Annotated in this window: 12 protein-coding genes and 1 pseudogene; 7 read left to right on the forward strand and 6 right to left on the reverse strand. The window is 53.5% G+C overall.

Going from position 1 to position 14,079, the window contains the following annotated elements; translation table 11 throughout:
• Positions 1–180: 180 nt before the first annotated feature.
• Complete coding sequence (gene alaC, locus QFI97_RS08755) at positions 181–1,419, forward strand: alanine transaminase (protein WP_095100452.1); 1,239 nt, start codon at positions 181–183, stop codon at positions 1,417–1,419.
• 44 nt (positions 1,420–1,463) lie between these two features.
• On the opposite strand, the gene ypdK is transcribed toward alaC, so the two are convergent.
• Both ypdK and QFI97_RS08765 read right to left on the reverse strand, forming a co-directional pair.
• Complete coding sequence (gene ypdK, locus QFI97_RS08760) at positions 1,464–1,535, reverse strand: membrane protein YpdK (protein WP_115193904.1); 72 nt, start codon at positions 1,533–1,535, stop codon at positions 1,464–1,466.
• Positions 1,536–1,895: 360 nt separating this feature from the next.
• A complete protein-coding gene (locus QFI97_RS08765) occupies positions 1,896–3,101 on the reverse strand; it encodes a cyanate transporter (RefSeq protein WP_346430950.1) in 1,206 nt (401 codons plus the stop codon).
• Between the two features lie 230 nt (positions 3,102–3,331).
• Between QFI97_RS08765 and cynR the strand changes: the two genes are divergently transcribed.
• A complete protein-coding gene (cynR, locus tag QFI97_RS08770; protein WP_346430951.1) occupies positions 3,332–4,234 on the forward strand; it encodes a transcriptional regulator CynR in 903 nt (300 codons plus the stop codon).
• An 83-nt stretch (positions 4,235–4,317) separates the two neighbouring features.
• Here the strand turns inward: cynR and QFI97_RS08775 are convergent, their stop codons facing one another.
• Positions 4,318–4,794 carry a WbuC family cupin fold metalloprotein gene (locus QFI97_RS08775; protein WP_346430952.1) on the reverse strand — a complete coding sequence of 159 codons (477 nt, stop codon included), beginning with the start codon at positions 4,792–4,794 and terminating at the stop codon, positions 4,318–4,320.
• A 164-nt stretch (positions 4,795–4,958) separates the two neighbouring features.
• The gene (locus QFI97_RS08780) at positions 4,959–5,606 is read right to left on the reverse strand and encodes a TetR/AcrR family transcriptional regulator (protein WP_346430953.1); all 648 of its coding nucleotides are present in this window, start codon (positions 5,604–5,606) and stop codon (positions 4,959–4,961) included.
• Between the two features lie 127 nt (positions 5,607–5,733).
• Between QFI97_RS08780 and QFI97_RS08785 the strand changes: the two genes are divergently transcribed.
• Both QFI97_RS08785 and QFI97_RS08790 read left to right on the forward strand, forming a co-directional pair.
• The gene (locus QFI97_RS08785; RefSeq protein ID WP_346430954.1) at positions 5,734–6,393 is read left to right on the forward strand and encodes an O-methyltransferase; all 660 of its coding nucleotides are present in this window, start codon (positions 5,734–5,736) and stop codon (positions 6,391–6,393) included.
• Positions 6,394–6,471: 78 nt separating this feature from the next.
• The gene (locus QFI97_RS08790; protein ID WP_346430955.1) at positions 6,472–7,695 is read left to right on the forward strand and encodes an arabinose transporter; all 1,224 of its coding nucleotides are present in this window, start codon (positions 6,472–6,474) and stop codon (positions 7,693–7,695) included.
• A 10-nt stretch (positions 7,696–7,705) separates the two neighbouring features.
• Here the strand turns inward: QFI97_RS08790 and QFI97_RS08795 are convergent, their stop codons facing one another.
• Positions 7,706–7,831 (reverse strand): hypothetical protein, encoded by a 126-nt coding sequence (locus tag QFI97_RS08795; protein ID WP_375215609.1) that lies wholly within the window; start codon positions 7,829–7,831, stop codon positions 7,706–7,708.
• Positions 7,814–8,094 (reverse strand): annotated as a pseudogene (locus tag QFI97_RS08800) (xylose isomerase); the annotation flags it as partial. The pseudogene QFI97_RS08800 and the gene QFI97_RS08795, both read right to left, overlap by 18 nt.
• A gap of 426 nt (positions 8,095–8,520) precedes the next feature.
• Here QFI97_RS08800 and QFI97_RS08805 point away from each other — a divergent pair.
• The 3 genes from QFI97_RS08805 to QFI97_RS08815 all read left to right on the forward strand — a co-directional run bounded on the left by QFI97_RS08805 (position 8,521) and on the right by QFI97_RS08815 (position 13,525).
• The gene (locus QFI97_RS08805; protein ID WP_189339875.1) at positions 8,521–9,960 is read left to right on the forward strand and encodes an MFS transporter; all 1,440 of its coding nucleotides are present in this window, start codon (positions 8,521–8,523) and stop codon (positions 9,958–9,960) included.
• A 60-nt stretch (positions 9,961–10,020) separates the two neighbouring features.
• A complete protein-coding gene (locus QFI97_RS08810; protein WP_346430956.1) occupies positions 10,021–11,700 on the forward strand; it encodes a glycoside hydrolase family 43 protein in 1,680 nt (559 codons plus the stop codon).
• Positions 11,701–12,136: 436 nt separating this feature from the next.
• Positions 12,137–13,525 (forward strand): carbohydrate porin, encoded by a 1,389-nt coding sequence (locus tag QFI97_RS08815; RefSeq protein ID WP_346430957.1) that lies wholly within the window; start codon positions 12,137–12,139, stop codon positions 13,523–13,525.
• The last annotated feature ends 554 nt before the right edge of the window (positions 13,526–14,079 follow it).

A 14,079-nucleotide genomic window follows, 5' to 3' on the forward strand; every position in this document is an offset into this window, starting at 1 on the left:
GCTAAATCCGGATCGACCGCTGCCGTATTTGCTGGAACGAGTACCCGTTTTTCCTGCCAGATTTTATTTTTTCTCTGCCCTCTCGACAGCGTTATTTTTTTCGGGTTATTTTCTAAACGTGCCGCAACAGCGGCAGCGTCGCTCGGACGGTCCGGGCGCTCACGTTAATCCGAGGAATCTATGGCTGAATTCAGTCCTGAACGCCGCTTTACGCGTATCGATCGTCTCCCCCCGTACGTATTTAACATTACCGCTGAACTGAAAATGGCTGCGCGTCGGCGCGGCGAAGATATTATCGATTTCAGCATGGGCAACCCTGACGGCGCGACGCCGCCGCACATCGTTGAAAAACTGTGCACCGTTGCCCAACGACCGGATACCCACGGCTACTCTACCTCTCGCGGCATTCCACGCCTGCGCCGGGCGATATCGCGCTGGTATCAGGATCGCTATAACGTCGACATTGACCCGGAATCGGAAGCCATCGTGACCATCGGCTCGAAAGAGGGGCTGGCGCACCTGATGCTGGCGACGCTGGATCACGGTGATACGGTACTGGTGCCTAATCCCAGCTACCCTATTCATATTTATGGCGCGGTGATTGCAGGCGCACAGGTGCGTTCGGTGCCGCTGGTGGAAGGCGTTGATTTCTTCAACGAACTGGAACGCGCGATCCGCGAAAGCTATCCAAAGCCGAAAATGATGATCCTTGGCTTCCCCTCTAACCCGACCGCGCAGTGCGTCGAGCTGGAATTCTTTGAAAAAGTGGTGGCGCTGGCGAAGCGCTACGACGTGCTGGTGGTGCATGACCTGGCCTATGCCGATATTGTCTATGACGGCTGGAAGGCGCCTTCCATTATGGAAGTCCCCGGCGCGCGCGATGTGGCGGTTGAGTTCTTCACGCTGTCGAAAAGCTACAATATGGCCGGCTGGCGCATCGGTTTTATGGTTGGGAATAAAACGCTGGTAAATGCGCTGGCGCGAATTAAGAGCTACCACGATTACGGTACCTTCACCCCGCTGCAGGTGGCGGCAATCGCCGCGCTGGAAGGCGATCAGCAGTGCGTGCGCGATATTGCGGAACAGTACAAGCGCCGTCGCGATGTGCTGGTTAAGGGGTTGCACGAAGCGGGCTGGATGGTGGAGTGCCCGAAAGCATCCATGTACGTGTGGGCAAAGATCCCTGAGCAGTATGCGGCGATGGGATCGCTGGAGTTCGCCAAAAAGCTGCTTCAGGATGCCAAAGTGTGCGTATCGCCGGGCATCGGCTTTGGCGACTACGGCGACACCCATGTGCGCTTCGCCTTAATTGAAAACCGCGATCGTATCCGTCAGGCTATTCGCGGCATTAAATCGATGTTCCGCGCGGACGGACTCCTTCCTGCCGCAGGTAAATCGACGGGCGAAAGCCTGGAATAAAAAAAGGGAGCCGCTGGCTCCCTTTTTTTAGCTATTCACCTTGCTTAGATCATCAGGGCAAAGGTGCCGGCCCAAACGATGACCATAAAAGACACGCCCATAAAAAAGTATTTCACGTCTCATTACTCCGCATTCTCGGCGAAACGCCAAACGAATTTTGTTTTCATCGTTTTCCATGAACTGTCGCAGGAAAAACCAGAGGCTTCTGGCGGCTGCGGCGGTTCGGAATTCTATGCTGTAACTGCTCCAGCTGGCGCTAATGTACGCCTAAAAAATGGGGGAAACAAGAGGCATTTTTTTATTAATTTTTAGTTACTTACGAGTGTCGTGATTCGGCGACACATTAATTTCATTCGGTAATAAATACGATTCTGGCGAAGGCTACTGGCGGCGATGGTTTTGCCGCGGGTAGCGGTTTGATTTTTGGCTTTTTTCTCTTCGGGAATGATGCGCAAGCGGGCCCTCCACACCTGAAATTATCGCGCACGATCGCCAGCCGGCTGCGTTTTTCGCCACTCCTGCGGGTAGCGTGCCGGTGCAAAACGCAGCGTTATGACCATCAGCAGCGCCACGCAGGCGGCGTGAAAGGCCCAGTCCAGCACGTAATTCCCGCTCAGGCTACGCAGCAGGCCCGATAGCCACGGCGAGAGGCCGGCGACGATAAAGCCAATTCCCTGCATAAAGGCCACCAGCCGTCCGGCAATCTCCGGATGTCGGGAGTGGTCGAGCGCCAGCACCAGGCACAGAGGAAACGCGCCGCCTAAGCCAATACCGCAGCTTATCGCCCACAGCTGCGGCAGGTACAGCGGCAGCCAGATAAACCCGCAGAAGCCAATCAGCTGCAGCAGCAGCGTCAGCATCAGCAGTTTGCGCCGGTCTTCATGCCGGGCCAGCATCGGCAGCAGCAGGGCGCCGGCGGTTTGGCCAAGCGTCATGACGGCCAGCAGGGTGCCGCTAAGCTGAGCGCTGTAGCCTGACTGCATATAGTAGGGCGGCAGCCAGGCGATCAGGCTGGCGTAGCCGCCGTTAATGAGGCCGAAGTACAGTCCGAGGGTCCAGGCGCGGCGGCGGCGGAAAATAGCGGCTTCTGGCCCGGCTGAAGCTGTAGACGTCCCGCACGCAAGCGGGCGATTGACGGACCACCAGCCGAAGAGCGCCAGCACCGCGGGCAGCGTCCACCAGGCCAGGGCGTGATACCAGACGGCGCTGCGCTGCGCCAGCCACGGCGTCAAGGCCGCAGCCAGACCGCCGCCGCCCATCAGCGCTGCTGACCATAGCCCCATCACCTGGGGCGTGTGCTGCGGAAACCGGCGTTTTATCACTCGCGGGATCGTCGCCTGAATAATGCCAATGCCGATCCCGCCGAGCAGGGCGCTGCTTAGCAGCAGCCCGCTGCGCGGAGCGAGTTCGCGCAGCAGCGCGCCGGCGGCGATCGCCAGCAGGCTCAGCGCGATCCCGCGGTTTTCGCTGAGATGGCGGTCAATCCACGGGCTGGCCAGCGCCAGCGCGCCCATCGCGATGACCGGGATGGCGGTGAGTAGCGAAATGAGGGTAAAACTCATACCGCTGGCCTGCTGTAGCTGGGGAAGCAGGGGGCCGATTGAGGTCAGCAGGGGACGCATATTGATGCCGACGAGAACCAGTACCAGCAGCATCAGGCGGCTGCGCGCTGCGTGGCTCATCGCGACTCGCCCGTCCGGCGCGGATACGCTCCCCTGGGCTGCGGACGAAGGTGGCCGACGGGCGCATGCGGAAGGAAGTTAACGTAGGTGGACATAAAGGCTCCTGCAAATATTGACGCGGCGCGGGGGAAGCGTTGCGATGAAAAGTGCAGACAGGTTACGTATCTTATTTCATAAGTTAAAAGACTTATTTATGATGAGTTCAATTTGAATTACTTATGGATTACGGCATGCTGCTGCGCCATCTCACCTGCTTTCTGGCGGTTGCCGAACATCGCGGCTTTACGCGTGCCGCAACGGCGCTCCATATCTCACAGCCGGCGCTATCCCAGCAGGTCCGCCAGCTCGAAGAGGCTTTGGGGACTCAGCTTTTTGACCGCAGCGCCCGCAGCATACGCTTAACGGATGCCGGAGAGGTGTGGCTGATCTATGCGCGTCGGGCGCTGCAGGATTTAGAAGAGGGAAAACGCGCCATCCATGATGTGGAGGATCTCCGGCGAGGGACGCTGCGGGTGGCGATGATGCCGACCTTTACGACCTATTTTATGGGGCCGCTGGTGGGCTCTTTTTATCAGCGTTACCCCAATATTTCACTGACCATGCGCGAAATGGATCAGGACCGGATGGAAGCCCTGCTGCGCAATGATGAGCTGGATCTCGGTATTGCCTTTGACGATGGCGGCGCGCGCGATATTGTGTCCCGACCTCTGCTGACTGAAACGCTGGCGCTGGTGGTGGGCCGGCACCATCCGCTGGCGGCGCTGCGGCGCGTAAAGCGGGAAATGCTGAATCAGGAGTCGCTGATACTGCTCAGCGGGGAGTTTGCTACCCGGGATCGGATCGATCGCTATTGCTGCCAGTACGCGATTGAGCCAAAGGTTCGGATGGAGGCGAACTCTATCAGCGCGGTACTGACCGTGATTCAGCGTACCCCGCTATCGACCCTGCTGCCGGCCGCCGTTGTGCGGGAGCGCGACGATCTGGTGGCCATTGAGCTAACGCCGGCGCTGCTGGAAAGAACGGCCTGTCTGCTACAGCATAAGGACGCCTGGCAGAGCGCGGCCGTACGGGCGTTTAGCGCCATGGCGCTGGAGGTGGCAGCAGGGCTGGACGCTGAAGGAGCCCTGCGATAGCGCGGTTCACCTGGTGTAGCCGACGGCAAGAATGCCGTCGCTGTGCTGGACGATAGAACGTTTTGCCGGCGAATCCGGCGGATCTACAGGGTAAAACCGCCGTCACCGACCTGCGCCTGGTGGTACCATTCCATCAGCTCTGCGCTGCCCGCGTCGCCCTCAGCCGGCGCCCAGGAGACATAATCCTCGGCCGCCACCGGCCGATAGCCGCCGTGCTTCACTTCGAAAATAATGCCGCCGCGATCTAACGAGAGTACCGCATGCCAGGTCCCGGCATCCATCTCCAGCGCCGTACACTCTTCCCCTAAAATAACCCGGCGGGTGACGTAGCCCTGGTCATCAAAGTTCAACACCACAAAGCGTCCGCTAAGCGGCAGCAGCAGCTCAAACGTGTGCGGGTGGCGGTGGGGGCGAACGTAGGTTCCGGGCTCCATCGCAATGGCTAAACGCTGTACCGGATCGCTCAATTGTGGATGAAAGTTACGATGAGCGCGCAGGCGCGGAGAATTCGCCGCCGCTTCGCGCTGTTGTTGCATATCGCTGAGGGTGATTTGTTTCATTTATCCGCCGGGTATCAGGTCTGAAAACGGGAGCATTGTGCGGTAACGAGAGAAGCGGGCCTTTTTGTCAGCAAGACCGGGTGCCGCATTGTACGCATTAAACCCTAAAATGTCGGGCTAAATTTGCGGCCTCCGCGGGCACCCTGCGGGCAGAGAGTTTGGCATTACGGCTGCGCGGCGTCCTCCTGCGCGGTCTCTCTTAGCCAGGCGCTGAACATATCCGCCATCGCATCAGAGAAGCGGCTAATTTCTTCAGCCGTGCGCGGGCTGGATGAGAAACCGCTGCCCACCGAGCTTAGCGTTGTCGTCAACAGCTCGCAGGCCAGCTGTCGCCTGGCCGCCGACGCGTCGGGAAGGACTTCCTCAATAAATTGACCATAGACGCTATCGGCCGTGGTTCGATTTTCTTTGGCCTCAGGCGCGTCGCGATAGAGCGGCGCCGCGTCGTTGAGCGCCTGACGCAGTCCCGCCTCTTCGCACTCCGACTGGATAAATACGTGCACCAGCGTGCGCAATCTGTCGAGCGGAGGACTATCGGCGTTACCGAGGATCTCGCTGAGCATGGCCGTTGTCTGCTGCCATTCATCACTTTGCAAACGAAACAGAATTGCCGCTTTATTGGGAAAATATTGATATACCGACCCGACGCTAACTCCCGCCTTTTCCGCCACCCTTGCGGTGGTAAAGCGTACCGCTCCTTCTTTTTCTAAAACCTGAAGTGCCGCCTGAATAATCGCCGATACCAGCTCGGTTGAGCGAGCCTGTTTTGGCTTTTTTCTCAATGAAATCAAATTACTTTTAGCAGGCGACATGGCGCTTCTCTCCCGAGCCGGAATGCGAATAGTTAATGCGAATAATTGATCGTATTCTTTAAAAGATGATGAATCATTCGCATTTTATGCCGCTGGCGTAAACCACACAACTTTTGAAGGATTTATTATGTCAACCACGCTGACATCCGCGCCGCTGGCCGCATTATTAGAAAGACTATTTAAGCAGGCAAACGGGGCCGCAAGCGCGGCGTTCTCCAGCATTCCTCGCGCCGAACGCGAACGGATGATGACCAGCAAAACCGAATATCGTGAGCTTTATGGTCATCTGAAAGATCTCTGGCTCCCCGTCGCGGCGGAGACCGGGACATTGCTTTATATGCTGGCCCGCAGCATTCGGGCGCAGCACGTTGTTGAGTTCGGGACCTCGTTTGGTATTTCAGCCCTGCATCTGGCAGCCGCGCTGAAAGATAACGGCGGTGGCCTGCTGATAACCAGCGAGTTTGAGCCGAATAAAGTGGCCCGGGCCCGCGAGCACCTGAAAGAGGCCGGGCTGGATGCTCTGGTCGATTTTCGTGAAGGCGATGCGCTGCAAACCCTGGCGGTGAGTCTGCCGGAGACCATCGATATGGTGCTGCTGGATGGCGCAAAAGCGCTGTATCCGGAGATTTTGGCTCTCCTCGAAAGCCGCCTGCGTCCCGGCGCGTTTATCATCGCCGACAATGCCGACTACAGCGCCGAATATCTGGAGTACGTGCGTGATCCGCAAAACGGTTATCTGTCCGTGCCTTTCGCTGATGACGTCGAACTCTCATTGCGGACGAGATGAAAAAATAGCCCGCAGTACAGGCAAAGAGGCGGCTCCCCTTCAGCCCGGTATTTATCCCCGTATTGAATGAATTCACTTATGACTGAACAACAAAATCAAACTTCCGCGGCGTTTAATCACGCCGTACCGCAGGTCAGGTCCGTATTTTTGACCTTACTGCCGATTGTGATATCGGTTTACATTGGCTTCCTGATTATTGGCATGCAGCTGCCGGTATTACCGCTGCATCTGCACGGCACCCTGGGGCAGAGCACGCTGGTGGTGGGGCTGGTCATCGGATCGCAGTTCGTAGCCGCTCTGCTTTCGCGCTCCTGGGCCGGTAACTTTGCCGATATACACGGCGCGAAACGCGCGATGGTTATAGGCCTGCTGGTGACGGCCGGGTCAGGGATTCTGTATCTGCTCTCGCTGCTGTTTATTGCCAGTGCTGGCGTTAGCGTGTGGATTTTGCTGGCCGGGCGCATTGTGCTGGCGTTGGGCGAAAGCCTGTTGGTTACCGGCGCAATGGGCTGGGGGATAGGGCTGGTGGGCCCGCGTAATGCCGGGAAAGTGATGTCCTGGAACGGTATTGCGATGTACGGCGCCTACGCGTCAGGCGCTCCGCTTGGGGTCGCTTTTAACGCCTGGGGCGGCTTCTTCGGCCTGTCGCTTGCCGTGCTGCTGGTACCCTTTATTGCTTTGCTGGCTATTGCCAGAGTTCGGGGCGTTGCTCCGCTCGCTACGGAAAAAACCTCGTTCTATACCGTACTTAATGCCGTCTGGAAACCGGGGCTTGGCCTCGCGCTGTGCAGCGTTGGCTTCGGCGTTATCGAAGCGTTTATCGCGCTGCTGTTTACCGCCCATAGCTGGGGTAACGCCTCGCTGGCCTTTACTGCTTTCGGCCTGGCCTTTATTGCCGCGCGGATTGCCTTCGGTCATCTACCCGATAAGCTGGGCGGCGCGCGGGTTGCGCTGATCTGCGTGGTGATTGAGGCCCTGGGTCAGCTGCTTATCTGGCGGGCCGATACGCCCTCCCTGGCCTATCTTGGCGCGGCGCTCACCGGCTTTGGCTACTCGCTGGCTTTTCCCGGATTTGGCGTGGAAGCCGTGCGTCGCGCTCCTCCCCAAACCCGCAGCCTGGCAATGGGGGCGTACGTTGCTTTTCTCGATATCTCTTTAGGGATCACCGCTCCGCTGGCCGGCGCCCTGGCGGGTCACTGGGGAATTAACGCCGTCTATCTGGCGAGCGCGGCGGCCGTTGCGCTCTCCGCCGCCGTCGCGCTGGCGCTGCTTAACGGAGGGGTAAAGCGTTCGCGGGTATAACGAGCTGATTCTAAACCGATGACCATGATCTATTTTGCAGGACGACCCGATAGCCATCGTCATCGGCAAAGGTGCGCCCGTTAACATCCCAGTATGGATTAAATGAGCTCACGGGGGTAAAACCGGCCAGCTCCATTTTCGCGCACTCTCTCTGCCACTCTTGCCGATCGCCAGCCTGCAGCCAAGGGCGTTCAAAAGAACCATTACCAAACCTATCTGCGCCATTCCAGCAGAAGTTGTGCCAATAACAGGCGGCAAAGCGTCGATGCTCTGCCAGCCGTTTGCCGGCACGATTTCATTCGGGTTACAATGGCGAAAAGCCAGCGGGTTTGTTGCCTTAGGGGCTGCAAAACGTACGCCGTCGAGCTGATCGAAATAAGTTTGCACAATGAACTCCATCATTCAGGGCGCGGAAAGTCAATGACTGCGGCTATCCTCTATTTTCCATCATCGATTGATCAATTACGTTATTTCATTCGCAGATTAAGAGATTGCTTAAATGTGAGCAATCTCGCAAAAAGTTGAGTTATGTATTCCCTTTGCTGACGGTCATGTAGAATTCAGTTTTCGGGGGGCGCTGACCCGCGCTGAAATAAAATGCCGGTTTTGTAGAGTGCATACGTCCTGCCCGGACATTGAGGGGGATATAAAGTCCATACTTTTGTTGCGTGGACTAAGAAAACCTGCGTTTTAATGATCACAAAAGTAAAAAAACGTAACTAATTAATATAAAAACGCAATAGATTCTCCGCGGTTATCTGTGTCAAAAAGTGCTTCACATTTACAAAAACGATCGGAGACCTGATTAGAATGCGTAAAAACATAATTCAAAATCGGCATGACGAATACCACAAATTAACGCGGGGCGAGCGCATTGGTTATGGAATGGGGGATTTTGCGCAAAACCTCGTCTTTGGTACAATTGGCGGTTTTCTTGCTCTACACATGTTGACGGTAAATACCATTAGTACCGCAACGGCCGGGTTTATATTTCTTTTTGTCCGAATAGTTAACGTTTTTTGGGATCCAATGGTCGGAACCTACGTTGACAGAAGAAGTTCAAGTGCTGGCAAATATCGCCCCTGGCTTTTAAGAGCGGGTATTCCGCTCGTTATTCTTGCCGCATTGCTGTTTGCTCCTATCCCTGGCGTCCGGGGTTCCGTTCCTTTTGCCTTTATTATTTATTTGGCACTGGATTTAGTCTATTCAGTGGTGAATATTCCTTATGGTTCTCTTAACGCGTCATTGACACGCGATCCTGAGTCCATTGATAAACTGACCAGTACGCGAATGATGCTGGCAAACAGTGCGAACCTGCTTGTCTATACCCTGTTCCCGATGTTTGTACAAATTGCTTCACCCAAAGATCGAAGCCTCAAGGATACCGGTTTTTTTGGCTTTGAACTCAATATGGGTAACTATACCGATCCGTCTGCGAATTACGCGTGGTTTGGCGTATACTCAATTTATATGGTACTAGGCGCAGCGGCACTTTTCTTCTGTTATAAATTCACCAAAGAACGTGTTGTCGCGACGGCAGAACAAACGGCCAACGTAAAAACGACCGATCTATTTCTTGAACTGAAAAATAACCGACCGCTTGTCATTTTGGGGCTGTTTTTCATGCTGGCCTTTACCTTCATGTTCTTCATGAACACGGTGAATGGCTTCTTCAATCAGTTTGTTGTTGGCCATTCAGAATGGATGGGGGCGGTTGGTCTTGTCGCCTCAATTCCGGGCATTGTCTTACCTGTTTTTTGGCCCAGACTCAAGAAAATTTTTGGCAAAAAAGGGTTCTTCCATCTTTTCCTTGCCATGTTTATTGTGGGTGAATTGTTGACTTACGTTTGGTCACGTGAAGGAATGCATGACGCCCTTTGGCTTGCTTACATCGCAACATTCATTAAACAATGGGGCTTAACCTCGGCTACGGGCTTTATGTGGGCGCTGGTTCCTGAAGTGATTGCCTATGGCGAATTGAAATCCGGCAAGCGAAATGCTGCGATTATTAATGCGATCATGGGCCTCTTCTTCAAGATTGGGTTTACTATTGGCGGCGCTATTCCACTGTGGCTACTGGCTGCGTATGGCTTTAGCGAAACGGGTGCTCAACAAAGTGCCAATGCGATCGATGGCATTATTATGACAGCGGTTTGGATCCCTATCTTTTTATCCGTTGTTTCGATGATCGTTATTCAATTCTATCCTATCTCAGATAAAAACGTCACAGAGATTAATCGTCAGCTTGACGAGGTACGGGTATAGTTAAAATTTGTATTAAATTTCGAAAATATAAATTAGAGAATTATATAAAGGAAGATTGATATGACTCTTATTCAAAACCCTGTATTACCTGGATTTAATGCGGACCCCAGTATTATCCGTGTAGATGACACCTACTATATCGCAAACTCTACATTTGAGTGGTTCCCTGGCGTGCGTTTACACGAGTCAAAGGACCTGCAGCACTGGGATCTTCTCCCCAGCCCGTTGTCCACAACCGCGCTTTTAGATATGAAAGGCAATCCTTCATCAGGTGGAATTTGGGCTCCGGCTCTCTCTTATGCTGATGGCAAATTTTGGTTAGTGTATACAGATGTGAAAATCACAGAAGGTGCCTTTAAAGACATGACCAACTATCTGACCACCGCTACGGATATTCGTGGTCCATGGTCGGATCCTATCAAACTGAATGGCGTGGGCTTCGATGCTTCACTTTTCCATGACGATGACGGGCGTAAATATATCGTTCAGCAAACCTGGGACCATCGAGAATATCATCATCCATTCGATGGCATTACGTTAACTGAACTTGATACCAGGACATTAATGTTAAAACCGGAAACAGCACGAACCCTCTATCGCGGCACTGCCGTTGCGCTTGTAGAAGGGCCGCATCTCTACAAACTGAACGGATATTATTATCTTTTCGCCGCTCAGGGGGGGACCGTATTTACCCATCAGGAGGTTGTCGCGCGTTCTAAGACCTTAGATGCCCACAGTTTTGTAACGGCGCCAGGAGATGTTTTCTTAACTAACGTCGATACGCCGGACAGTTACATCCAGAAGCAGGGCCACGGTTCTTTGGTTTCAACGCCTGCTGGCGAATGGTATTACGCTTCGCTCTGCGCGCGTCCGTGGAATCGTCCTGGCGAGTCAGTCTATGATCCTCGCGGCTGGTCAACTCTGGGCAGAGAAACCTCTATCCAAAAAGTGTACTGGGATGAAGAAGGTTGGCCGCGCGTTGAAGGCGGCCACGGCGGAAAAACGTTTGTTGAAGGCCCAGAGGATGCCATTTACACCGCAAGCGCCAAAGATCGTAGCCAGCATGATGCGTTTACAACGCCGGCACTCGAGTGCAACTGGAATACGCTCCGTGTTCCGTTCACAAAAAAAATGGGTACCACAGGCGATGGCAAACTGACGTTAATTGGTCAGGGTTCTTTAGCGAATACCCATGACCTGTCGCTTATTGCCCGACGTTGGCAAGCCTTCTATTTTGATGCCCAGGTTAAGGTCAAATTTAATCCATTTAGTTATCAACAAATGGCGGGGTTAACGAATTTCTACAACGATCGTCATTGGAGCTTTGTGTTCATCACCTGGAATGAAATTAATGGCTCAGTCATCGAAATAGGTGAAAATAATCGCGGAAAATACACTTCTTATTTAAAAGATGATGCCATCAAGATCCCGGAAGGAACCGAGTATGTCTGGTTCCGCACCAAAGTTCGCAAACAAACGTACAGTTATGAATACAGCTTTAACGGGGTCAACTTCACTGAAATTCCTGTCACATTAGATGCCGTAATCCTTTCAGACGATTATGTTCTGCAAAGCTATGGCGGATTCTTTACCGGAGCATTCGTTGGCCTGGCGGCAGTCGACTACTCTGGCTATGAGGTCAGCGCAGATTTTTATGATTTCACTTATCAGGAGCTCGGTGATTCGTTAACGTCGACTGGCAATTATGGCTGGGACGCAGGCGAATTACGCCTTAATTAAATAGTGATGCGTGAACTCAGATAATAAGCGAAACACCCGCTTAAGACCGCGAGGAATGGGAGGATACTGATGAGCGCCTCCCGCCTCCCGCCAGGGCGCTATAGAGAATGCCAGAAAGCCTGCTGGCGCACCACGGTAGACCCGGCAGAGTGGCAAGGTTGTAAGCGAAACGCTGCAGTTTATTACCTCGATTATGGTGCAGATGTCGGGCCACCATTATTTTTGCTCGTGCGTGGAGCATTAGAACAGATTATTAATTTATAGCCATGCTGATATTTAATTATGCCGAATATGGAGAAGCCTATTACCCGATTTATTTAACTGTACCTCTGCGCAAATAAAAATAAAATCAGCTTGTTTTGGCGGTATCTTTTCCATTTACCCCAGAACGGGATGGTTATTGTCTGAAAATATAATTTATTAATTTGAGATAACCATGATAACTGTAAAAAAACTTCCCTTAGCGATGGCGGTTATTGCCGCCCTGTGCCCGCTTTCCTCTGTAATGGCACAAGAGTTTACTCAGGAACAAATCGACGCCATTGTCGCCAAAGCCGTCGATAAAGCCCTGACGGACCGTCAGGCCAAAATCGATGCCGCCGCCGATAAAAAGGTGGACGTCATTACCAACCCTCAGACCACCGCGGCCTCGCCGGATATGGCTATCCCGTTCGGCCTCAAGTTTAGCGGCTACGCCCGCTACGGCGCCCAGTTCCAGACCGGCGATCAGAAGTTCGTCGGCGTCGACGGCTCCTATAACGGCGCGTCGGCTATCGGCCGTCTGGGCAACGAAGGCAACGGCGGCGAATTCCAGATAACCAAAGCCTTTAAAAGCAGCCAGGGCGCTATCTGGGATATTAACGTCATGTTCGACCACTGGAGCGATGAAGTTAACCTGAAAAAGGCCTACGTCGGCGTCACTAACGTCCTGGAATCAAACCCTAACGCCTATATCTGGGCCGGTCGCGACTTCCACCAGCGTCCGCAGCAGGGGATCAACGATTACTTCTGGATGAACCACGACGGCCAGGGCGCCGGGGTGAAAAACTTTGATATCGGCGGCGTGCAGTTTGACGTGGCGGGGGTCTCACAGGTTGAGTCCTGCAGCCCGGAGGTGATGGCCGATGAGTCCAACCCGTCGCGCATCACCTGTACCGGCGGCTCCGGCACCGGCGATAATGGCCACTATGCGCTGACGTCAAAAATCCACAATATGAAGGCTGGGCCAATCGACGTTGAGGTGTACGCCAACTACGGCTTTGATTCAAAAGCGGTGGATAACGACGCGCAGCTCGATGCCTGGCAGGGCGGCCTGCTGTTGAGTCACACCAACGGCGACGACAGCGGTGTGAACAAGGTTATCCTGCGCTATTCCGATAACTCGGATAACAGCGTCTATAACAAAACCGACGGGCTGTCGGCAATCTATGCCAGCTTCGAAGGCAACTATAAGTTCACCCGGCAGGCACAGGTTGAATACCTGCTGGCCTTCCATGATTACGACAACGGTAAGGACAATACCGATAACCGTAAAAACTACGGCGCGATTATCCGTCCGATGTATTTCTGGAACGACGTGCATTCAACCTGGCTGGAAGCCGGCTATCAGTGCGTTGACTACGATCGGGGTGGCGACAACAAGGGCTGGAAGCTGACGCTGTCGCAGAACATCGCGATTGGTATGGGGCCTGAGTTCCGGCCGATGCTGCGCTTCTACGTCACCGGCGGCCAGGTGGATAATCAGCATACCGCTAAGGTCAACGGCACCAGCAGCGACCAGCTGGACTCGCTGAACGTCGGCGGCATGTTCGAGGCCTGGTTCTAAGTTAGTTTGAGTATCTTGTGTCAGGACCTGAATGGAGTAGTTGCATACGGCTGAGTGACCTGCAGGGATGAGAGTTCCTGTCGGTCACTGCCGCCTGCAGGAAGAGGGATGAGACTTCCTGAGTCATTTGCGAGTTTGCATAAAACCTCAGGAAGTTCTGCCTCTGTAAGGGCTGTAAGGAAGGGGACATCGCCTGAGCGAACGATTTTAAATACGATGGTAGTTACACAAACTTACTGACAGGTTCTGCGATCATAGTTTTAAGGTGTCAAATTCATTTATTGCAAGTTTTATTTCCCCCTTTAATATTTCACTCCGCATATATTTACCCTTGTTATCAATTGATGATTTTGTTTTTCAAGTGTTGATTTACATCAACCCAGGAGTCTATTTTTAACAATGTTCTGACGGTATTGTCTTCTTAGATATAAATGATTGTTTATTTTGGATGGTGATAGTTTGTTTTCCTGCTGATCCAGCGTAACTCATTATTAATAATTAGACGAAAAATCCTGGTGATTTTATTGTTTTGGTTTGAGTGTATTTAGCTTTGA

The organism is Klebsiella scottii, assembly GCF_036561945.1.
GTDB classification, from domain to species: domain Bacteria; phylum Pseudomonadota; class Gammaproteobacteria; order Enterobacterales; family Enterobacteriaceae; genus Klebsiella; species Klebsiella scottii.